Genomic DNA, 21627 nt, shown 5'->3' on the forward strand with positions numbered 1-21627 from the left:
CCGCCCGGGATCGGCGCCCCATGTGCCGGGAAGTGCCTCCCCACGAGCGTCGTCACCATGGCGAAGCTGACGCGACAGATGACGGTGGCCCTGGTGGTGCTCACGGTGCTGGCCACGGGGTGCGCGCCCGGCGGGGGGACCGGAGCGCGGAACGGAGCACGGGACGGACGGGACGCGGGCGCTGACAGCGGGGCCGCGATCGGCCTGCCGCGGGCCCAGGCGGACGCCGGCCTGGACGAGGAGGCCACGGAGGCGCCGGAGCCGGAGCCCGCGCCCGAGCCCCCCGGCACGGAGGACTGGCGGGTGAGCAAGACGTCGTTCCGGGGCGAGGTCGCGGCCTACACCACGCACGCGAGCGGGGTGCCGGGCACGCGGGTGGGGCTGAAGGTCTCCACGACCGAGGGCGGCTGGGAGGCGGCAGCGTTCCGGATCGGGTCCTACCAGGGCGGCACCGGCGCCTTCGTGTGGGAGTCAGGCTTCCGCCGCGGCCGTCAGCAGCCGGCCCCCCGCTGGTCGTCGTACGAGCGACGCACCGTGGTCGCGCCGTGGACGCGTGACCTCACCGTCGACACCTCCACGTGGACGCCCGGCTTCTACGTCTTCCGGCTGCGCACCGACACCGGCTGGGAGACCCAGGTGCCCTACGTCGTCACCTCGGAGTCCGCGGAGGGCACCGTCGCGCTCGTCGCACCCGTCACGACGTGGCAGGCCTACAACGAGTGGGGCGGCTACAGCCTGTACGCCGGCGCCAACGGCGACGCCCCGAGCCACGCGGTGAGCTTCGACCGGCCCTACAACGGGGCGACCGGGGCCAACGACTACCGCACCGCTGCGATCCCGATCGTCCTCCGCGCCGAGCAGTCCGGCGTCCCGCTGTCGTACTTCACCAACGTCGACCTCCACACCTCGCCGGGAGCCCTGGCCGGCGCACGCGGCTACGTCTCGATGGGCCACGACGAGTACTGGACCAACACCATGCGCGAGGTCGTCCTCAGCGCCCGCGACGCCGGGGTCAACCTGGCCTTCCTCGGCGCGAACACGATGTACTGGCGGATCCGACTGGAGCCGAGCGCCGAGGGTCCTGCCCGCGTCGTCGTCGGCTACCGCCACTCCGCCCACCTCGACCCGCTGTACGCGCAGGGCTCGGTCGACGCCACCGCGCTGTTCCGCGAGCCGCCCGTGCCCCGTCCCGAGCACGACCTGCTGGGCATGCAGTACGAGTGCTACCCGGTGGACACCGACTACGTCATCGCCTCCCCGGGCTGGTGGGGCTTCCGCGGGACCGGCGTACGTCGCGGCACCCACGTCCACGGCCTCGTCGGACCGGAGGCCGACCGGGTCTACCCGGACGAGCGGCTGCCGCGGCCGCTGCAGGTGCTCAGCCACTCGCCGTACTCGTGCCGGGGCGTCACCACCACGACGCAGTCGGTCTACTACACGGCCGGCTCGGGGGCCGGGGTCTTCGCCGCGGGCACGCTGCGCTGGGGCTGCGCGATGGTCGACCGGTGCGAGCGGCCGCTCGGTGCCGCCACGCGGGAGTTCACCCGGACGGTGACCGGCACGCTGGTCACCGAGTTCGCCCGGGGCCCGGTCGGGGCGCGGCACCCGGCCCGCGACAACGTCGCGCAGTTCGACCTCTCCCCCGTCAACACGGTCCCGGCGAGCTGAGACAGCGCAGGCTGCGTCGGCCATGATGATCGCCATGGGCCACACTCGCCACCGCGTCGGGCGGACCGCACGCCTCGGCGTCGCGGCGGCGGTCGCGGTGCTCGCCGCCGGCTGCTCCGACGGCGGCCCGCCCGACGACGAGGAGACGCCGACCCCTGAGTCCGCCGCGCTGCGCGTGCAGACCGTCACCGGGGGCGAGCGCCTCGACGAGACGACGCGGACCGAGATCGAGGGGGCCGTCGGCGAGGTGCTGTCCGACTACGTCCTCGAGGGTTTCCTCGGTGAGTTCCCCCGGCAGGACTTCGTCCGGGCCTTCGAGGACTTCACCAGCGTGGCCGCACGCAAGGCGACCCGGCACATCGACTACCTCACCGCAGCGACCGCGCGAGACGCGACCGACATGCGCGCCACCGAGCTCGACGCCCGGCTGTCGTTCCTCGACCAGGCCGGCGAGGTCCACGGCGCGACCGCCACCGTGCACTTCGCCTTCGAGGCCACCATGGAGGACGGCTCGACGCGACCGCTGACGCTCGACGGACGCTTCCTGCTCGACGCCGACGAAGGCACCTGGTCGGTCTTCGGCTACGACGTCAGGTTCGACAACGGCGACGAGTCGTCCGCCGAGGCGGAGGGGGGCGGCTCATGAGGTGGCTCCGGCGCACTGCCGCACGGCTGGCGCTCCTCGCCGGCATAGCGCTCGTCGTGCCGTCCGGCTCCGTCCACCCGACGACCATCAACCTGACGACCATCGGCACCGCCAAGGCGGTCGACGCGGGTGACGGGGTCGTCTGGGTCCTCGCCCTCGGCTCCGAGGCCGCCGCCGGCGACGACGTGATGGCCGGCCTCACCGACGCGATCCAGCTGGTCGGGGTGAACCTCGACACCGGTCGGGCCCTCGCCATCGGCCTGCCCCGCGACCTCTACGTCGAGATGAGCAACGGCAGCGCCCGCCTCAACACCGCCCTGCGCGACGAGGGGCCCGAGGGGGTGGCCCGCGAGGTGGACGAGCTGCTCGGCATCGAGGCCGACGTGGTCCTGGTGACCGGGTTCGAGGGGTTCCTCTCGATGATGGGCGCCGTCGGCGACGTGCAGGTGGACTCCCCGACGGCGTTCACCTCCGAGGACGGCGACGTCCGGGTGCAGCGCGGTCGCAACACCTTCGACGCCGACCAGTCCCTCTCCTACGCCCGCACCCGCGACACGCTCCCCGACGGAAGCGACTTCGAGCGCGTGGCCAACCACCAGCGGCTGCTCCTCGGGACACTGGAGCGGCTCCGGAGCGTCGAGGACGAACCAGGCTTCATGGAGGGGGTCGCCCTCTCCGCGATCGGCGGCCTCCAGACCGACATGTCACCGTCGGAGGTCTACCGGCTGGTCCAGGCGCTCACCACCGTCGAACCGGGTCGCACGGAGGGCTGCATCATCACGGGCACGTTCGCCGTGGTGGGCGGCGCCGACGTCGTCCTCCCCGACCTGGCCCAGGCGCGGGCCGTCGGCGACGACGCCAGGGGCGACGCGCGGCTGCAGGGCGGCTGCCGCGACGAGGGCTGATCCGCCACTCAGCCCCGCCTCAGCCCAGCCCCGCCTCCCGGGCCTTGACGATCGCCTGCGCCCGGTGGGCCACCTGCAGCTTGGTGAAGATGTTGCTCGCGTGGTTGCGCACGGTCTTGATCGACAGGCCCAGCTGCCGGGCGATCTCGCCGTTCTCCTTGCCCTCGGCGATGAGTCCGAGCACGACCCGCTCACGCTCGGTGAGGTCGGGGAAGGCGTCGGCGACCGGCCGGCTGCGGGCGCCGGCGAAGTACGCCATCACCCGGTCGGCGATGCCGGGCCCGAAGATCACCTCGCCCGCGCCGACGGCCTGCACCGCCCGGGTGATCTCACCGCGCCGCGCGCCCTTGAGGAGGTAGCCGCGGGCGCCTGCGCGCACGGCGGCGAACACCGACTCCTCGTCCTCCATCATCGTCAGCACGAGCACGCCGATGTGGGGGGACGAGCCGACGATCTGCGCGGTGGCGTCGATGCCGTTGACCCGCGGCATGTGCAGGTCCATGAGCACCACGTCCGGCTGGAGGTCGAGCGCCAGCGCGATCGCCATCGCGCCGTCCGAGGCCGTGCCCACCACCTCCACGTCGGGCGTCGCGGCGAGCAGGGCCTCCAGCCCACGCCGGAACTCGTCGTGGTCGTCGGCGATCAACACCCGGTAGCCGTCCATCGGCTCCTCCTGACTGTCCTCGGACTCCTCGACCCTGCCGGAGTCAACCCTGCTGCAGCGGCAGCCGCACCCGGACCACCGTGCCGCCACCGGGGCGGTCGCCGGCCTCGAACGTGCCTCCGAGCTCCTCGGCCCGCTCCCGCATCGAGGACAGGCCTACACCCGGACGGCGGTCTGCTGCCAGTCCCGACCCCGTGTCGGAAACCTCGATGCGCAGGTCGCCGGCGTCGCGGGACAGGCGTACGACGCACCGGTCGGCGCCGCTGTGGCGCTGCGCGTTGGTGACGGCCTCGACGACGATGCGGTAGGCCGCGACCTCCACCGCCGCCGGGAGCGGCTCGATGTCGTCGGCGGCCTCGACCGTCCACGGCACCGTGCCCACCCCGGCGCCGTGCTCGGCCGCCCGGTGCCGCAGTGCCGAGACCAGGCCGAGCTGGTCCAGCGCAGGCGGACGAAGGCCCTCCACCAGCCGCCGCACCTCGCCGATGCCCTCGCGGGCCTGGTCGGAGAGCCGCCCGACGAGGTCGGCCGCCTGCTCGGGGTCGTCCTCGATGAGGTCCGTGGCGGCCTCGAGGCGCATCGCGAGCGAGGCGAGCGACGGCCCGAGGCCGTCGTGCAGGTCGCGCCTGAGCCTGCGTCGCTCCTCCTCCCGGGCGGCGACCAGCCGCTGCCGGGACACCTGGAGCTCACGGTTGGCCGTGACCGCCTGGACCAGCGCGCCCACCTGGGTGCCCACGTCCTCCAGCAACCGCCGGTCGCCGGGCCCGAAGGGGTCGTGGCCTGCGTCCACCTCGAGCCGGAGGCGGCCCACGGTCGTGCCCCCGACGGACAGGTCGACAGTGGCGGGCGTGCCGAGGGGAGCGCCGATGGACGCCGCGACCGGACCGGAGGTGGGCGTGGCCAGCACGTCGACGGCCGCGAACGAGAGGTGGAGGCGGCGCGCGAGCAGCTCGAGGGCCTCCCGCAGCGCGTCCTCCGGTGCGGTCAGCGCGTCGAGCCGGCGCAGGTCCGAGACGACCCGGTGCGGGAACTCGCGGTCGCCGTAGACCACCCGTCGCACCGTCCGCTGCACCGCGACGGCAGCCGGCAGCAGCAGCAGCGCCAGCAGGCCGCCGGCCAGCATCGAGCCGACGGAGATGTCCGCCGCGGCGTCCACCGCCCGCACCATGCCGACGAAGGCGGCTGCGACGACCACCAACACGAGGGCCTGCACGAGCCCGCGGCGGACCCGCGGCTCGATCTCGGCGAGGTGGTAGTGGCCGGCGGCGGCCGCGATGCCGGCCAGGGCGAGCGCTCCTCCGAGCAGGACGAGCAGGTCCTGGCGCAGGAGCGGCGCACCGGTGAGCAGGGCAGGTGCCGGGCCGAGGACGAGCCAGGCAGCGACGCCGGCACCGACACCGAGGAGCGCGAGCCGGGTGGCGAGCACGTCGGTCCGGTCCCGAGCCCTCAGGTACGCGAGGGTGGCGACCACGAGCAGGACCGGGACGGCGGCCCACAGGACGGGCGCGAAGACGGTCGCCCACAGCGACAGCCGCTCCAGGGCCGAGCCCGCACTCCCGAGGCGCACGCCCAGCCAGACGGCGTACGCCAGCACAGGCACGGCCAGGAGCGCGATGGTCACCCACCGGTCGCGGGCGGCCGCTCGGGTCAGGAGCGCGACCGAGAGCAGGAGGGCCACCAACCCGACGGCGGCCACCGCCTCGCCCACGAGCTGGGGCCAGGCGCCGCGGGCGCCGGCGAGGTCGATGACCCCGAGTCCGAGCGGGGTGGACGTGGTCGCGGCCGGCAGCAGCGCGGTCGCCACCAGGAACGCCCGGGCGGCAGCGGCTGACGGCCTGGTCCAGAAGACCAGTGACCCCACCGCGAGCAGCAGGACCGGCAGGAGGACCACGTGCGGGGCGCTCCGCGCGGCCGCGGCGAACGGGTAGCGGTGCAGCGTGACGTCGACCTGCTGGATCAGGTCGAGGCCGGCACCGGTGCGGCGTACCTCGTAGCGCACGATGTCGCCCACTTGCCGCCGTACGCCGTCCGCGTCGGCGACCCACTGTGCCGGGGAGCGCCCGTCGACGGCCTGCACCTCGTCGCCCGGCCGGAGCGGGGTCTCCCCGTAGGTGGTCGCGACCCGCACGGTGTCACCCCAGCCGGAGTCCGCCGACGGCACGAGCCTCGAGGAGAGGCTGGTGCCGTCGGACGGGCCGGCCAGCAGCGCGAGGACGGTCCAGCAGACCGGCACCGCCCAGGCCACTGCGAGCACGAGCAGCCTGCTGGTGCGCGCCATGGAGGCATGGTGCCCCCGTCCGCGGTCACGGGGGAAGCAGACGCGCTGGGTGGGGAGCTCAGCAGCTGGATCGCTTCTCGGCCGCCTTGCAGGTGTCGTTGCCGCCACGACCGCGGGCGATGTCGAAGCCGAGACCACCGTCGAGCCGGTCGGGCTGGCTCGAGCCGGTCATCACGTCGGCCCCGCCGCGGCCGTAGATCATCGCGCGGTAGTCGGGGTGGGCGGTGATGACCTCGGAGTCGTTGCTGCCCTTGAAGATCGACAGCGTCCGGGCCGGGAGCACGATGTCGCTGAAGCCGTTGATCTTCCCCTCGATGGTGAAGGGGAGGTCGCGGACCGTCGTCCTCCTCGTCTGGTCGAGGCGCAGGGTGGGCTTGATCGCCGGGTTGGAGTTGGGAAGCAGGCGGAGCTTGTCCTGGCCGCCGTGACCCCGGGCGGAGAAGCCGGACTCGGCGGGGATCGGGAAGGTGACGGTGTCGACGCCGCTGCCGCCGCGGAACTCCTGGTGGAGCTCCGAGGTCGAGCCCAACGTGTCGGCGCCGCTCCCGCCGACGAAGATGTCGGAGCCGAGGCTGCCGGTCAGGGTGTCGTCGCCCGCGTCGCCGTAGAGCCGGTCGTTGCCGAGAGCGCCAGAGGTGTCCGCGACGATCGTGTCGTCGCCGCCCCGGCCGAAGATCGTGTCGTCGCCACCGCGCGCAGCGATGACGTCGGCGGAGTTGGTGCCCTTGACGGTGTCGCCGAAGGGCGAGCCGACGAGGCGGATGCCGCCGTTGAACCCGGTGACGGTGTCGCTGCCGTCGGCGGCGATCGGGACGGTCGCTGCGGCGCGGAAGTCCACCACCACCGGGGCCACGGCGTTGACGTAGGTGACGCCGTCGAGACGCACGGCGGTGCCCTCGCTGGCCGGGCGCGGGTCGTAGCCGAGGTCGATCGTGTCGTCGCCGGTGCCGCCGGAGAGGGTGTCGCCCTTCTTCACGACCCGGCCGAACTGGTCGAGCCGCACGAGGTCGGTCTCGCCGTAGAGGCGGTCGTTGCCCTCGCCGCCGAGGATCGTGTCGGCGCCGTCACCGCCGCAGATCACGTCGTTGCCGCCGAGGCCGCGGATGGTGTCGTTGCCGCCCCGGGCGAGGACCACGTCGCGCTGGGGCGTGCCGGTGATCGAGTTCGCCCGGGCGTTGCCGACGATCGTGGCCTTGAGGCCGGCACAGCTCGGTGGCGTGGCCCCGGCGGGGCCCCCGAGGACGACGAGCGGCGTGGTCACGAGCGCGACCAGTGCGAGCGTGGGGACCAGCCGGCGAGCCCTGCGTGACATGGTGACGACCTTTCGCTGTGGGCGCCCGAGACGGCACCTCGTTGGGTGGGACACCGCGGTCCGGTCGAAAGTTGTCACCTCACGCCAGCGCGTCGGGCCCCTTCTCCAGCAGCACCGTGAACTGGTCCTCGTCGAGCACCGGCACGCCGAGCTGCTCGGCCTTGTCGGCCTTGGACCCGGCGTTGTCGCCGACCACGACGTAGTCGGTCTTCTTCGACACCGACCCCGACGCCTTGCCGCCGCGGCTGATGATCGCCTCCTTCACCGAGTCGCGGGTGTAGTGCTGCAACGAGCCGGTGGCCACGATCGTGAGGCCCTCGAGCGTGCGCGGCACCGACGCGTCCCGCTCGTCGGCCATCCGGACCCCGGCGGCCTGCCACTTGCGCACGATCTCGTTGTGCCAGTCGGCGTCCGGGCCGTCGAACCACTCGCGCACCGACGCGGCGATGGTGGGCCCGACACCCTCCGTGCCGGCCAGCTCCTCCTCCGAGGCGTCACGGATCGCTGCCATGGACCCGAGCTCGGTGGCCAGGGCCCGGGCGGCGGTCGGACCGACGTGGCGGATCGACAGGGCGACCACGACCCGCCACAGCGGGACGTCGAGGCGGGTGGCGAGGTTGTCGAGCAGTCGCTGGCCGTTGGCCGAGAGCTGCGGCCCCTCCTCACCCTTCTTCGGGGCCCGGGTGAACAGCTGGGTGCGGACCAGCTTGTCGGCAGTGAGGTCGAAGATGTCGCCCTCGTCCTCCATCACGCCCGCGTCGAGCAGCGCGTGGGCGGCCTCCGAGCCGAGTCCCTCGATGTCGAAGGCACCGCGGCCGGCGACGTGGAAGACGCGGTCGAGCAGCTGGGCCGGGCACTTGCGGTGGTTGGGGCAGCGGAGGTCCTTGTCGCCCTCCTTCTGCTGCACCAGCTCGGTGCCGCAGGACGGGCAGTGGGTGGGCATCACCCACTCCGGGAGGTCGTCGGGACGCAGCGCCAGCACGGGGCCCAGGATCTCGGGGATGACGTCCCCGGCCTTGCGCAGGATGACGGTGTCGCCGGGGCGCACGTCCTTGCGACGGACCTCGTGGGCGTTGTGGAGGGTGGCCCGCTCCACCGTGGAGCCGGCCACCTTGGTGGGCTCCATGACGCCGAAGGGGGTCACCCGGCCGGTGCGTCCGGTGTTGACCTCGATCGACAGCAGCAGCGTGTTGACCTCCTCGGGCGGGTACTTGTAGGCGATCGCCCACCGCGGCGCACGGCTCGTCGAGCCGAGCCGTCGCTGCAGCGCGACGTCGTCGACCTTGACGACGAGCCCGTCGATCTCGTGCTCGACGATGGTGTGCCGGTGCTCGCCCACGTGCTCGATCCACGCCTCGACCTCCGCCAGCGTCGGGACCACCTTCACCTGGTCGGAGGTCGGCAGGCCCCATGCCCGCAGCGCGTCGTACGCCGTGCTCTGCGAGGTCGGCTCGAAGCCGTCGCGCGCCCCGATGCCGTGGCACACCATGCCCAGGTCGCGGGTGGCGGTGACCCGCGGGTCCTTCTGCCGCAGCGAGCCGGCCGCGGCGTTGCGCGGGTTGGCGAACATGGGCTTGCCGGCGTCGGCCATGGAGGCGTTGAGCCGCTCGAAGCCCTGCGTCGGGAGGAACACCTCGCCCCGGACCTCCAGCAGCGCCGGGACCGGGTGGTCGTCGTTCGCGACCAGCCGGTGCGGCACCGACGCGATGGTGCGTACGTTGGGCGTCACGTCCTCACCGGTGCGCCCGTCGCCGCGGGTCAGCGCGCGCACGAGGCGACCGTCCTCGTAGAGCAGGTTGATCGCGAGGCCGTCGACCTTGAGCTCGCACAGCAGCGCCGGCGACTCGATGCCCTCGCGCAGGATGCGTGCGTGCCAGGCGCCGAGCTCCTCGAAGGTGAAGGCGTTGTCGAGGCTCTCCATCCGCTGGAGGTGGTCGACCGCGGTGAACTCGGTGGACACCGCTCCACCGACCTTCTGGGTGGGCGAGTCGGGCGTACGCAGCTCGGGGAACTGCTCCTCCAGCGACTCGAGCTCGCGCAGCCGCACGTCGAACTCGGCGTCGGACAGCGTGGGGTCGTCGAGGACGTAGTAGCGCCAGCGGGCGTCGTCGACCTGCTCGCTGAGCTCCTGGTGGCGCTCGCGCGCCTCGGGCGGGGCGGAGGCCACCGTCGCGGCGGTGGCCTCGAGGTCGGGCTGCTCGCTCGTGCTCATGGGCACAGTCTGCCGGTCTCGTGCGACACCGCGCCCCACGCTCCGGTCTGGACCGGATGAAACACATTTGTTCCATCGGAATGCATCTGCCTACCCTGACGTTGTGGAACGAAACCGTTCCGTTTCATCATGACCGCAGGACCGAGGAGCAGGCGTGACCCCGACCGAGACCGGCACCCGACCCCGCGTGGCGGGCGAGCGCGAGCTGGAGATCCTCGACGCGACCCTCGAGGTGCTCGCCGACGTCGGCTACGACCTGCTCACCATGGATGCCGTCGCCGCCAGGGCGAAGGCGTCCAAGGCCACCCTGTACCGACGCTGGCGGGGCAAGCCCGAGCTCGTCGTCGCCGCGGTCACCCAGCACCACACCACCACCGCGACCGCCCCCGACACCGGCACCCTCCGCGGCGACCTGCTCGCGGCCTACTGCGGCAGCGGAGGCATCAGCGACCCGCGGGCCCAGGCGGTGCTCGCCGCGGTCGTCACCGCGATGGGCCGCGACCCGGAGTTCGCCGAGATCTACCGCCGCGATTTCATCGCGCCCAAGATCGCGGCCTCCCGGGGCATCTACGAGCGGGCCCGCGAGCGGGGCGAGGTCCACCCCGACGCGGACCTCACGATCCTCGGCCCCTCGCTCGCCGGCATCGTGCTGCACCGGGCCTTCCTGCTCGGCGACCCCGTCACCCCCGAGCTCGTCGGACGGGTGCTCGACGAGGTCATCCTCCCGGCGGCGCTCCACGGACCCGCCTCCCCCACCGGCTGACCCACCACGTCCGGCGACCGCTGTCGGACCCCTCTGCTCCACTCGACCTGCACCACCATCCACGAAGGACGCTCCATGACCGACAGCACGCTGGTTGCCGACGAGGTGACCCCCGAGCAGCACAAGCGCTTGCGCTGGGCGCTCGTGCTCATCTCGCTCGCGCAGCTGATGGTGGTGCTCGACAGCACCATCGCCAACATCGCCCTTCCCTACATCGGCACGGACCTCGACATCGACCAGGCCAACCTGCAGTGGATCGTCACGGGCTACGCCCTGACCTTCGGCGGCTTCCTGCTGCTCGGGGGCCGCCTCGCCGACCTCTACGGCCGCCGTCGCATCTTCATGGTCGGCGTGCTGCTGTTCGCCTTCGCCTCGCTCGTCGGCGGCTTCGCCCAGAACGAGGTCATGCTGCTCGGCGCCCGCGGCCTCCAGGGCCTCGGCGCCGCCCTGGCCTCGCCGGCCGCGCTCGCCCTCATCACCACCACGTTCCCGGCCGGGCGCGAGCGCAACCGCGCCTTCGCGGTGTACGCCGCCATGGCGGGCGTCGGTGCGGCCGTGGGGCTGATCCTCGGCGGCTGGCTGACCGGGCTCGACCCGATCCTCGGCCTCGAGGGCTGGCGCTACACGTTCCTCATCGTCGTCCCCATCGGGCTGGCCGCGGCCTTCTTCGCCCCGCGCTTCTTCGACGAGTCCGAGCGCCACACCGGGTGGCTCGACATCCCGGGCGCGATCACCGGCACCGGTGCCCTCCTCGCGATCGTCTACGGCCTGTCCCGCGCGGGCGACGAGCGCTATGGCTGGGGCGACACCACCACGGTCGCCAGCCTCGTCATCGGCGTGGCGCTCCTCGGCATCTTCCTGCTCGTGGAGTCCCGTGCCGAGCACCCGCTGATGCCCTTCCGCATCTTCCGCAGCAAGAACCGTGCGACCGCCTTCGCCGTGATGATGATCGTGCCGGCGGCGATGTTCGCGATGTTCTTCTTCCTCTCGCTCTTCATCCAGCTCGTCGTGGGCTACTCCCCGCTCACCACCGGCGTGGCGTTCCTGCCGTTCTCGATCGCGATGATCATCTCGGCCACCGCCGCCTCCCGGTTGATCAGCCACGTCGACCCGCGCTTCCTGTCCGGGGTCGGCACGCTGCTCTCGGCGGTCGCGCTCTACGGCTTCAGCCGGATCACCGTCCCGGAGGACCCGGCATCCATCCTCGCCTCGATGCCGACCGCCCTGGGCGGGCAGGGCGTCGCCCTCGGTGACGGCGTCAGCTACTGGACCCAGATCCTGCCGTTCGTCGTGCTGATGGCCTTCGGCATGGGGCTCAACTTCGTCCCCCTCACCCTCGTCGCCGTGCACCACTTGCGTGCGCAGGACACCGGCATCGGCTCGGGCGTGCTCAACACGATGCAGCAGGTGGGCGGCGCGCTGGGGCTTGCGACGCTCAGCACGGTGTCGCTGCACTTCGCACAGACACGGGCCGACGAGATCGCGCCCTCGATCGCGGCAGCCGCACCGCAGCTCGACCAGGCGGCTGTCGGCCAGCTGGCCTCGCTCGGCTCGTTCACCGAGGGCGCCACGATGGCCTTCTTCGTCGGCTCGCTGATGATGATCGCCGCCTCGGTGCTCGTCTGGCTGTTCCTCGACGTCAAGCACGAGGAGCTGGCGTCGGAGTCCGCGCCGGAAGGGGTCGGGGTCCACTGATCGGGCGTCCGGCCCGATCGCCCATCCGACGTCGCCGCCGCCTCGAAGGAGGGTTGTGAGCGATCCCCTCCTGACGACGGCCGACGTCCCGGGCGAGCCGCGTGCGATGGTCCTGGTCCTCCACGGGGGCAAGCCCCGGTCGGACCGGGTCATCGGCACGACCAGCGCGTCGTGGCGCCGGGCCGCGTGGCTGCAGCGTGCGATCACGCCCCAGGCGCACGAGGCGGGCGTCGGCGTGTGGCTGGCGCGCTACCGGGTGCGCGGGTGGAACGGCGGCGCCGGCCCGGTGGCCGACGCCCGGTGGGCGCTCGAGGAGCTTCGGTCCGCGCACGGCGACGTGCCCGTCGTGCTCCTGGGACACTCGATGGGTGCCCGGGTGGCGGTGCACGCGGCCGACGACCCGTCGGTCGTAGGGGTGGTCGGTCTGGCCCCGTGGTGGTCGGCCGACGACCCCGTCGCCACCCTGGCGGGTCGCGCGCTCCGGGCCGCCCACGGGCGCCGCGACCGCATCACGTCGTTCCGCGAGACCACCCGCTACGTCGACCGTGCGCGCAGCGTCGCCGACAGCGTCGAGCTCCACGACATGGGCGGCCTCGGCCACTACATGCTGGCCGGGTCCCGGCGCTGGCACGACGTCGCGCTGACCTCCGTACTCGAGGTGCTCGCCGCCCGGGTCCCGCGCGCCGAGCGCTGACCGGCCTCTAACCGGCCGCTGGCCGGTCAGAGGTTGCGCGCCACGCTCGCCGAGAGGCGTACGGCCCGACCCGCCCAGTCCGCCGTCGCCCCGGCGAGGCCGCAGGTCGGCGTGATGACCAGCTGGTCACCGACGCCGTCGGGATCCAGGCCGAGCATGTCGAGCCAGCGCTGCACCCGCTCCGTGGTGCGCACGTCGGAGGCGTCGCCGGCCGGCGCGGTGGACGGTACGACGCCGAGCGCGGCGGTGCGGCCCGACTCCAGCGCCTCCGCAAAGGTGTCGAGGTCGGCCGGGCCGAGCATGTCGAGGTCGGCGGAGAGCCCGTGCACCCCGGTCCCCGCGACGAGCGACCACGGCGTCTGCGGGGCGCACGAGTGCACCCACGCCTCGCCGCCGCCGTCAGCGATGGCGGAGACCACCCACTCCAGGTGCGCCGCGGCCTCGGGGAGGTCGACGCTGCGGTGCCGGCCGTAGCCGCTGGCGGTCGGCACCTGCCCGGCCACGACCGCGGCCAGCGCCGGCTCGTCGAGCTGCACGATCCAGCGGTCGGCACCGCGGATCCGCCGACGCAGGTCGGCGAGGTGGGTGCGCACGCCCTCGGCGAGGGCCTGGGCGAGCTCCCGGCGCGCGCCGTGGTCGGCGAGCACCTTGTCACCTCGCGGCTTCTCGACCGTCGCCGCCAGCGTCCACGGTCCGATGACCTGGGTCTTGAACGCCCCCTCGTAGTCCTGGGCCAGCTCCTCGACCGTGTCGAGGTCCTGCGCGAGCAGCGAGCGCGCACGACGGTGGTCGATCCCACTGGCGTCGGTGAGCCGCCACCCGGCGGGCTGCAGGTCGGCACCGAGGCCCTCGACGACCGCAAGACCGCGCCCGGTCATCGCGGCCGTGACACCGCGGCCCGGCACCTCCGGCACGTGCGGCAGGTCGGGCAGCTCGCCCAGGACGAGGCGGGTCGCCTCTGCGTGGGCGCGGTCGGAGTCTCCGGGCATCGAGCCGACGCCGGTGGCACGCGTCATGCGGGGGCCCCGACCGCACGCGTGGAGGCGATGGTGGCTGAGCCGACGACGCGGGTGCCGTCGTAGATCACCGCGGCCTGACCGGGCGCGATGCCCTCGGCCGGGTCGAGGAGGTCGATCTCCACGCGGTCGCCGGAGACGACGACGACCGCCCGGTGCTCGGCGCCGTGAGCACGCAGCTGCACGGTGCCCTCGACCCGCTCCGGGACCGTGCCGCACCAGCGCGGGCGCACCCCGGCCACGTGGTCCACTGCCAGGCGCTCGCGCGGACCGACGGTGACGGTGCCGCTGACCGGCTCGATGTCGAGCACGAACCGCGGCTTGCCGTCGGCCGCGGGCACGCCGAGCCGGAGGCCGCGGCGCTGACCGATGGTGAAGCCGTAGGTGCCGGTGTGGCTGCCGACCGTCTCCCCCGTCGTCGCGTCGACGATGTCCCCGCCGTGGTTGGGAGCGCGGTCGCCGAGCTTCTCGCGCAGCCAGCCGGCGTTGTCGCCGTCGGCGACGAAGCAGATGTCGTGCGAGTCGGGCTTGTCGGCCACCAGCAGGCCGCGTGCCTCGGCCTCGCGGCGCACGGTCGGCTTGTCGGTGTCACCGAGAGGGAAGAGCGAGTGTCGCAGCTGCTCCTGGTCGAGGACGCCGAGGACGTAGGACTGGTCCTTGGCGTGGTCGGTGGCGCGGTGCATCTCGATGAGGCCGTCGGCCCCGGTGCGCAGCTGCGCGTAGTGCCCGGTCGCGACCGCGTCGAAGCCGAGCGCGAGGGCCCGGTCGAGAACGGCGGCGAACTTGATCTTCTCGTTGCACCGCAGGCACGGGTTGGGCGTGCGCCCGGCGGCGTACTCGTCCATGAAGTCCTCCACGACGTCCTCGTGGAAGCGGTCGGAGAGGTCCCAGACGTAGAACGGGATGCCGATGACGTCGGCCGCGCGGCGCGCGTCGTTGCTGTCCTCGATCGTGCAGCACCCCCGCGCCCCGGAGCGGTACGACGCCGGGTTGCGGCTCAGCGCAAGGTGCACGCCGGTCACGTCGTGCCCGGCCTCGACGGCGCGCGCGGCGGCGACGGCGGAGTCCACCCCGCCCGACATGGCGGCGACGACCTTCATCCCCGACCCAACCCCTCAGCGCGCCCGGGCGGCCCGGGCACGCTCCACGACCGGACCGATGGCCTCGACGACGGCATCGACGTCGGCCGGGGTCGTGGTGTGGCCGAGCGAGAAGCGGAGCGAGTGCCTCGCCTGGTCAGGGTCGCAGCCCATCGCGAGCAGCACGTGGGACGGCTGCGGGACGCCGGCGGAGCAGGCCGAGCCGGTGGAGCACTCGATGCCGCGGGCGTCGAGCAGCATCAGCAGGGAGTCGCCCTCGCAGCCGGGGAACCCGATGTGGGCGTTGCCGGGGAGCCGCCGAGGTCCCGCCGGCGCGCCGTGCAGGTGGGCGTCCGGCACGGCCTCGATGACGCGGCGCACCAGGTCGTCGCGCAGCGCGGCGACCCGCACCGCGTGCTCGTGCTGGTGCTTCACCGACTCCTCGACGGCCGCGGCGAGGCTGGCGATCGCGGGCACGTCGAGCGTGCCACTGCGGATGTCGCGCTCCTGGCCACCGCCGTGCACGAGTGCGCTGACGGGCAGGTCGCGTCGTACGACGAGCGCCCCCACACCGTAGGGGCCGCCGACCTTGTGGCCGGTGAAGGTCAGCGCGTCGACGCCCGAGGCGGCGAAGTCGACGGGCACCTGCCCGAGCGCCTGCACGGCGTCGGTGTGGACGGGGATCCCGTGCTCGGCGGCGATCGCGACCACCTCGTCGATCGGCTGCAGCGAGCCGACCTCGTTGTTGGCCCACATCACCGACACCAGCGCGACGGATCCGGGGTCGCGGGCGACGGACTCCCGGAGGGCGCCGACGTCGAGGACGCCCTCGGACGACACGGGCAGCAGCTCCACCTCGGCGTGGTCGTACTCGGCCAGCCAGTGGAGCGGGTCGAGCACCGCGTGGTGCTCGACGGCGGTGGAGAGGATGCGCGTACGACGGGGGTCCTCGGCGCGCCGGGCCCAGAAGATCCCCTTCAGCGCGAGGTTGTCGGACTCCGTGCCTCCGGAGGTGAAGACGACGTCGCCCGGCCGGGCGCCGATCACGCCAGCGATGGTCTCGCGGGACTCCTCGACCACCCGCCGGGCGCCGCGGCCCGACGCGTGCAGCGAGCTGGCGTTGCCGACGCCAGTGAGCTGGCGCGTCATCGCCTCGATCGCGACCGGCAGCATCGGCGTGGTCGCGGCGTGATCGAGGTAGACGAGCGGACGGGTCATGACCTGCCAAGCCTACGGGGCCGGGCTGCGCCAACCCGCCCCGCGTGGCCACGTTCACACCTAGGCTCGCCCCGTGCGCGCTCCCCGGGCCTGGCTCGCCTGCCTCCTGCTGGTGCCCACCCTCGCGTGCGAGGCGGGCGGCCAACCGGCTGCCGACTCCCCCGCAGATGGCGGCCCTGCGCGGTCCGCGGCACCGGCCGCGACGGACGAGACGCTCCGCGCGGAGGCCCTCGCACTCGTGGACGAGCGCGAGCGGGCGCTGGCGGAAGGCGACCGGGAGGCGTTCCTCGCCACCGTCGACCCTGACGAGCTCACCTTCTCCGCGACCCAGGCGCGATGGTTCGACAACCTCGCCCGACTCCCCGTGGGGGACGTGTCCTTCGAGCTCGGCGACGAGGACGCCCTGGCCGACGACTTCGACGACGGCGAGCTGCGGCTCCCCGTCGACTTCACGATGCGGCTGCGCGGCTTCGACAGCCGCCCCGTCACCGACAAGATGGTGTGGACGTTCGTGCACAGCGACGACCACGTGCTCCTCGCCGGCGACCGCGACGAGCAGGTCGACCTGGTGAACGGGTGGATCCCGGCTCCGTGGGACCTCGCCCACATCGAGGTGCGCCGCTCCGGAGGAATCCTCGCGGTCTTCGACGAGGACACCAGCGAGCACGCCAGCTATGTCATGTCCGACCTCGCCAACGCGACGGCGGTCGTCAGGCGTCACTTCCCGGACTGGCCGGGGCGCTACGTCGCGTACGGCACCTCCGACACCACCGCCATCGCCGAGATGAGCGGCATGTCCGTCGACCAGACCGCCGGCGTGGCGTTCCCGGTGCTGGCGCGCCCCGACGGCCCGGTCGCCGCCTACCGGTTCGCCGTCAACCCGACCGTCGTCGGTGACGTCCTCGCGCGCGGCCTCGTGTTCCGCCACGAGCTGGCGCACGTCGCGCTGGGACCCACCGACGACCGCTCCCCGGTCTGGTTGATGGAGGGCGTCGCGGAGTACGTCGCCCGCTCGACCGTGCCCGTCGACGAGCGTCGCCGGATCGCCGCCCACCAGCTCGGCACCGCGTCCGCACGCACGCTCGAGCCGACCAGGAGCTTCTACCGGGACGACCCCACCCTCAGCTACAACCTGGCGGCGGTCGTGTGCGACTACGTCGCCACTACGAGGGGCGAGGCCGCGCTGTGGGACCTCGTCCGCACCTTCCGCACGGCCCGCATCTTCTCCTGGTCCCAGACCGAGGGCGTCGTGCGCCGCGAGCTCGGGCTCTCGACCACGGAGCTCAGCGCGCAGGCGCTCGCCTGGGCGAGGGCCGCCTGAGGCCTCAGGCCATCCGCGACAGCCAGGGGTGCCCGGGGTAGAGCCGGCCCACGGACGCGCGCAGCCACTCGCGCGGCGCCGGGTCCAGGAGCGGCCACGTCACCTCGAGGTCCCGGTCGTCCTTGGGCCGGTGCAGCGCGGCCTTGTAGAGCAGGGTGACCTCGGGACGCAGGTAGCGCACGCCGTCGCCGGCCACCCAGGTCACGTCGTCGACCGGGGCCACGTGGTCGGGATCGCGCTTGCTCGTCCAGAGACCGTCCTGGTCGGGCGTGATGACGAGGTCGATGATCCACGGGTCAGCGGCACTGCGCCGGACCCAGACCTGGCTCCGGACGTCGAGCACCTCGCGGTGGCGGTCGTTGAAGGGCCGAAGTGTGCCGCCGTGGTTGCTCCACAGGTTCCAGTCGTCCCCGACGTGCTCGCGGAAGGCGGTGAGGTCGCAGGCGAGGATCGAGAGGTCCACGTCCTCGTGCTCGCGGGCGTGGCCGGTGAACGCCTCCACGGACCAGCCGCCGACGATCCACCACGGCCGGTCGAAGCCCGCCATGAAGCGGATCAGGCCGTCCGGGTCCAGCGGTGCCCACGCCCCGTACCAGCGGTAGAAGTGCTCGTCCTCGGCCACCTCCTCGGGAGTCCGGTGAAGGGGCTCGCGCTGGTCGGCCATGCGCCGACGCTACCCGTGGGAGGGTGTCGGCCGTGCGCACCCACGAGCGCGCCGGCTACGACTGTCCCTTCTGCCTCATCCAGCGTGGCGTGCACGACGAGCGCAACCGGCCCGCCGACGTGGTGGCCGTGACGGAGCACGCCTACGCCCGGATCTCCCCGAAGTGGTGGCCGGCCAACGACGGCGCCGTGCTGGTGATCCCGCGCGCGCACCACGAGAACCTCTACGGCATCCCCACCGAGGCCGGTCACGCCGTGTGGGACCTCACGCAGCAGGTGGCCGTCGCGATGCGCGATGGGTCACGCCCGCCCAGCGCACGCCGTACGCCGAGCGCCTCGCCGCCGTGCTCGAACTGCCCCGCGTCTTCGGCTGAGCGCCCGCCGCCCTAGAGCACGACGAGGTCGTCGCGATGGATGACCTCGCGCTCGTACGCCGTCCCCAGCGCGTGCTTCAGCTCCCGGGTCGAGCGGCCGAGGAGGGCAGGCAGCTCGTCGGCGTCGAAGTTCACGAGTCCGCGGCCCACCACCGTGCCGTCGGGGTCGACCAGGTCGACCGCGTCACCGGCGACGAACGCCCCGCCCACGGCGGTGATGCCGGCCGGGAGCAGCGAGGCGCGGCGCTCGACGATCGCGCGGACAGCCCCCTCGTCGAGCGACAGCGTGCCCTGACCCGACGTGGCGTGCGCCAGCCACAGCAGCCGGGTGGGGCGGCGCTTGCCGGTCGCCTCGAAGTGGGTGCCGACGTCCGCGCCGGACAGCGCGGCCGCGGCCTGGTCGGCGGAGGTCAGCACGACGTCGATGCCGGCACCGGTCGCGATCCGGGCCGCGTCGACCTTGGTGGTCATCCCGCCGGTACCGACACCGGCGGCACCGGCCGACCCCACGGTCACCGCCTCGAGGTCGTCCTCGGAGCTCACCACCGGGACCAGCTGTGCGCCGGGGCGCGACGGCGGGCCGTCGTAGAGGCCGTCGACGTCGGAGAGCAGCACCAGCAGGTCGGCGTGCACGAGGTGGGCGACGAGCGCCGCCAGCCGGTCGTTGTCACCGAAGCGGATCTCCGACGTCGCGACCGTGTCGTTCTCGTTGACGATCGGCACGACACCGAGCTCGAGCAGCTTGGCGAAGGTCTGGTGGGCGTTGCGGTAGTGCGCGCGCCGGGTGACGTCGTCGACGGTGAGCAGCACCTGGCCCGTGACGATGCCGTGCCGGGCGAACTCCTCCTGGTAGCGGTGCGCGAGCAGCCCCTGTCCCACCGACGCGGCGGCCTGCTGGGCGGCGAGACCACGGGGGCGACGCTTCAGCCCGAGGGGGGCGAGTCCCGCAGCGATGGCCCCCGACGACACGAGCACCACCTCGGCTCCGCCTCCGCGGGCGGCGGCGAGCACCTCCACCAGCTGCCGTACGCGTGCCGGGTCGATCCCCCCGGCGGCGGTGGTCAACGACGACGAGCCGACCTTGACGACGATGCGACGGGCACCGTCGACCAGGCTCCCTCGCGTGGCCGAGCGGTCAGTCGTCACTGCCGTCCCAGTCGGGGTCGTCCTTGCTGCCGATCTCGTAGGCCATCGGACCGACGCCGGAGCTGCCGGAGCTGCGGTTGGGGCCCTTCGTCCGGCGCTCCTCGTCGAGACGGCGGGCCACGTCGGCGCGGGCCTCCTCCTCCGACTTGGTCTCCATCGCCTCGGCGATGTCGCGACGCCGGTCGCGGGCCGGCCGGTCCTCGCGGAACCGCTCGTCCTCACCGCGTCGGCCGAGCATCTCGGCACCGGCCTCGATGCTGGGCTTGAAGTCGAAGACCACCGAGTTGTCGTCGGGGCCGATCAGGACCGCGTCGCCCTCCTGGGCGCCCATCTTCGCGAGCTTGAGCTCGACGCCCAGGCGGTTGAGGCGGTCGGCCAGGAAGCCCACGGCCTCCTCGTTGCTGAAGTCGGTCTGGCGCACCCAGCGCTCGGGCTTGGTGCCGCGCACCCGCCACCCCTCGTCGGTCGCGACGACCGTGAAGTCGTCGCCGCCGTCGACGGGCCGGGGCCGCAGCACGATGCGCTCCGCCTCGGCCGCCGGCGCGGCCTCCCGCGATGCCTCGACGATCTCGGCCATCGCGAAGGTGAGCTCGCGCAGCCCGGCTCCGGAGGCGGCGCTGACCTCGAAGACCCGCAGGCCGCGACCGCGCAGCTCCTCGACCACCATGTCCGCGATGTCCTGGCCGTCGGGGACGTCGACCTTGTTGAGGGCCACCAGCCGGGGCCGGTCCTCGAGGCCGCCGTAGCGGGCGAGCTCGCCCTCGATCACGTCGAGGTCGTCGAGCGGGTTGCGCCCGGGCTCGATGGAGGCGGTGTCGATGACGTGCACCAGCGCGGAGCAGCGCTCGATGTGGCGCAGGAAGTCGTGGCCGAGACCGCGGCCCTCGGCCGCACCCTCGATCAGGCCGGGCACGTCGGCGACCACGAAGGTGGTCTCGCCCGCGGTGACGACGCCGAGGTTGGGGATGAGGGTGGTGAAGGGGTAGTCGGCGATCTTGGGCCGGGCCCGCGAGATCGCGGCGATCAGCGACGACTTGCCCGCGCTCGGGAAGCCGACGAGGCCGATGTCGGCGACGACCTTCAGCTCGAGGCGTACGACGAGCTCGTCCCCGGGCTCACCCAGGAGGGCGAAGCCGGGCGCCTTGCGCTTGGAGGAGGCGAGGGCGGCGTTGCCGAGACCACCGCGGCCGCCCTGGGCGACGACGAGGGTCGTCCCGTGCCCGACGAGGTCGGCGAGCACGTGGCCGTCGGCGTCCTTGACCAGGGTGCCGTCGGGGACGGTCAGGACCAGGTCCTTGCCGTTGCCGCCGTTCTTGTGGTCACCGGCGCCCTGACCGCCGTTCTCCGCACGGCGCTTGGGGCTGTGGTGGTAGTCGACGAGGGTGGTGACGCTGGTGTCCACCTGCAGGATGATCGACCCGCCCTGGCCGCCGTTGCCGCCGTCGGGGCCGCCGAGGGGCTTGAACTTCTCCCTCTTGACCGAGGCGACGCCGTTGCCGCCGCGGCCCGCCGCGAGGTGCAGCGTGGCCTGGTCGACGAACGTGGGGATGGCCATGGGATTCCTTGCTGTTGGTGGTGCTGAAACCACAAAAGGCGCCCCAGAAGGGACGCCCAGTGGTGATGAGGCGGATCTCGAGACGAGTCGCTCAGCTCCTCGCAAGCTCGGACCTGAGCCGAGCTCTCCTCAATCTCCCGCCCGTGTGTCGACTTCGCGAGCTCAGTCGACGGGCGTGATGTTGACGACCTTGCGACCGCGGCGGGTGCCGAACTCGACGGCGCCGGCCTGCAGGGCGAAGAGGGTGTCGTCGCCGCCGCGACCCACGCCGGTGCCCGGGTGGAAGTGCGTGCCGCGCTGGCGGACGATGATCTCGCCGGCGCCGACGACCTGGCCGCCGAAGCGCTTCACGCCGAGGCGCTGCGCGTTGGAGTCACGACCGTTCTTGGTGCTCGCAGCACCCTTCTTGTGAGCCATT

The 21627-nt window shown here is 73.2% G+C and carries 19 protein-coding genes; 8 read left to right on the plus strand and 11 right to left on the minus strand.

What is annotated here, in order from left to right:
- The first annotated feature begins 57 nt into the window (after nt 1-57).
- From HOO61_RS20410 to HOO61_RS20420, 3 genes are read left to right on the plus strand one after another with little or no spacing between them, the layout of a single operon-like run.
- Nucleotides 58-1668 carry a N,N-dimethylformamidase beta subunit family domain-containing protein gene (locus HOO61_RS20410; protein ID WP_172259024.1) on the plus strand — a complete coding sequence of 537 codons (1611 nt, stop codon included), beginning with the start codon at nt 58-60 and terminating at the stop codon, nt 1666-1668.
- 34 nt (nt 1669-1702) lie between these two features.
- Nucleotides 1703-2314, plus strand: a complete 612-nt coding sequence (locus HOO61_RS20415; RefSeq protein ID WP_172259023.1) for a hypothetical protein — start codon at nt 1703-1705, stop codon at nt 2312-2314.
- The gene (locus HOO61_RS20420) at nt 2311-3219 is read left to right on the plus strand and encodes an LCP family protein (protein ID WP_172259022.1); all 909 of its coding nucleotides are present in this window, start codon (nt 2311-2313) and stop codon (nt 3217-3219) included. The genes HOO61_RS20415 and HOO61_RS20420 overlap by 4 nt, the downstream gene beginning before the upstream one ends.
- A 19-nt stretch (nt 3220-3238) precedes the next feature.
- Here HOO61_RS20420 and HOO61_RS20425 read toward each other — a convergent pair whose 3' ends face one another.
- The 4 genes from HOO61_RS20425 to ligA all read right to left on the minus strand — a co-directional run bounded on the left by HOO61_RS20425 (nt 3239) and on the right by ligA (nt 9685).
- Nucleotides 3239-3883: a response regulator transcription factor gene (locus tag HOO61_RS20425; protein ID WP_172259021.1), complete on the minus strand. Its 645-nt coding sequence runs from the start codon at nt 3881-3883 to the stop codon at nt 3239-3241.
- 43 nt (nt 3884-3926) lie between these two features.
- On the minus strand, nt 3927-6161 hold the full coding sequence (locus HOO61_RS20430) for a sensor histidine kinase (protein ID WP_172259020.1): 2235 nt from the start codon (nt 6159-6161) through the stop codon (nt 3927-3929).
- 58 nt (nt 6162-6219) lie between these two features.
- Complete coding sequence (locus HOO61_RS20435; RefSeq protein ID WP_172259019.1) at nt 6220-7473, minus strand: calcium-binding protein; 1254 nt, start codon at nt 7471-7473, stop codon at nt 6220-6222.
- 79 nt (nt 7474-7552) lie between these two features.
- A complete protein-coding gene (gene ligA, locus HOO61_RS20440; RefSeq protein ID WP_172259018.1) occupies nt 7553-9685 on the minus strand; it encodes an NAD-dependent DNA ligase LigA in 2133 nt (710 codons plus the stop codon).
- Between the two features lie 154 nt (nt 9686-9839).
- Here ligA and HOO61_RS20445 point away from each other — a divergent pair, with 154 nt between their 5' ends.
- The 3 genes from HOO61_RS20445 (at nt 9840) to HOO61_RS20455 (ending at nt 12837) form a co-directional block, all read left to right on the plus strand.
- The gene (locus HOO61_RS20445) at nt 9840-10448 is read left to right on the plus strand and encodes a TetR/AcrR family transcriptional regulator (RefSeq protein ID WP_172259017.1); all 609 of its coding nucleotides are present in this window, start codon (nt 9840-9842) and stop codon (nt 10446-10448) included.
- 75 nt (nt 10449-10523) lie between these two features.
- Nucleotides 10524-12143 carry an MFS transporter gene (locus tag HOO61_RS20450; protein WP_172259016.1) on the plus strand — a complete coding sequence of 540 codons (1620 nt, stop codon included), beginning with the start codon at nt 10524-10526 and terminating at the stop codon, nt 12141-12143.
- A 55-nt stretch (nt 12144-12198) separates the two neighbouring features.
- Nucleotides 12199-12837 (plus strand): alpha/beta hydrolase, encoded by a 639-nt coding sequence (locus tag HOO61_RS20455; protein WP_367650140.1) that lies wholly within the window; start codon nt 12199-12201, stop codon nt 12835-12837.
- Nucleotides 12838-12863: 26 nt separating this feature from the next.
- On the opposite strand, the gene HOO61_RS20460 is transcribed toward HOO61_RS20455, so the two are convergent.
- From HOO61_RS20460 to HOO61_RS20470, 3 genes are read right to left on the minus strand one after another with little or no spacing between them, the layout of a single operon-like run.
- The gene (locus HOO61_RS20460; protein ID WP_172259015.1) at nt 12864-13853 is read right to left on the minus strand and encodes a methionine synthase; all 990 of its coding nucleotides are present in this window, start codon (nt 13851-13853) and stop codon (nt 12864-12866) included.
- Nucleotides 13850-14953: a tRNA 2-thiouridine(34) synthase MnmA gene (gene mnmA, locus HOO61_RS20465; RefSeq protein ID WP_172259014.1), complete on the minus strand. Its 1104-nt coding sequence runs from the start codon at nt 14951-14953 to the stop codon at nt 13850-13852. Before mnmA ends, HOO61_RS20460 begins: the two co-directional genes overlap by 4 nt.
- A 15-nt stretch (nt 14954-14968) precedes the next feature.
- Nucleotides 14969-16150 (minus strand): cysteine desulfurase family protein, encoded by a 1182-nt coding sequence (locus HOO61_RS20470; protein WP_172259013.1) that lies wholly within the window; start codon nt 16148-16150, stop codon nt 14969-14971.
- A 73-nt stretch (nt 16151-16223) separates the two neighbouring features.
- Here HOO61_RS20470 and HOO61_RS20475 point away from each other — a divergent pair, with 73 nt between their 5' ends.
- A complete protein-coding gene (locus tag HOO61_RS20475) occupies nt 16224-17471 on the plus strand; it encodes a hypothetical protein (protein WP_172259012.1) in 1248 nt (415 codons plus the stop codon).
- A 4-nt stretch (nt 17472-17475) separates the two neighbouring features.
- On the opposite strand, the gene HOO61_RS20480 is transcribed toward HOO61_RS20475, so the two are convergent.
- Nucleotides 17476-18135: a hypothetical protein gene (locus HOO61_RS20480; protein WP_172259011.1), complete on the minus strand. Its 660-nt coding sequence runs from the start codon at nt 18133-18135 to the stop codon at nt 17476-17478.
- Between the two features lie 32 nt (nt 18136-18167).
- Here HOO61_RS20480 and HOO61_RS20485 point away from each other — a divergent pair, with 32 nt between their 5' ends.
- Nucleotides 18168-18524, plus strand: coding sequence for an HIT family protein (locus tag HOO61_RS20485; protein ID WP_172259010.1), 357 nt, complete (start codon nt 18168-18170; stop codon nt 18522-18524).
- On the opposite strand, the gene proB is transcribed toward HOO61_RS20485, so the two are convergent.
- The 3 genes from proB to rpmA all read right to left on the minus strand — a co-directional run bounded on the left by proB (nt 18521) and on the right by rpmA (nt 21626).
- Nucleotides 18521-19654, minus strand: a complete 1134-nt coding sequence (proB, locus tag HOO61_RS20490) for a glutamate 5-kinase (RefSeq protein WP_172259009.1) — start codon at nt 19652-19654, stop codon at nt 18521-18523. The genes HOO61_RS20485 and proB overlap by 4 nt on opposite strands.
- Nucleotides 19644-21209: a GTPase ObgE gene (obgE, locus tag HOO61_RS20495; protein ID WP_216658881.1), complete on the minus strand. Its 1566-nt coding sequence runs from the start codon at nt 21207-21209 to the stop codon at nt 19644-19646. Before obgE ends, proB begins: the two co-directional genes overlap by 11 nt.
- A gap of 162 nt (nt 21210-21371) precedes the next feature.
- Entirely contained in the window at nt 21372-21626 is a 255-nt protein-coding gene (gene rpmA, locus HOO61_RS20500) for a 50S ribosomal protein L27 (RefSeq protein WP_056908627.1), read from the minus strand.
- Nucleotide 21627 lies beyond the last annotated feature (1 nt).

It is taken from the genome of Nocardioides sp. zg-1230 (assembly GCF_013155335.1).
In the GTDB taxonomy this organism is placed as follows: Bacteria; Actinomycetota; Actinomycetes; order Propionibacteriales; family Nocardioidaceae; genus Nocardioides.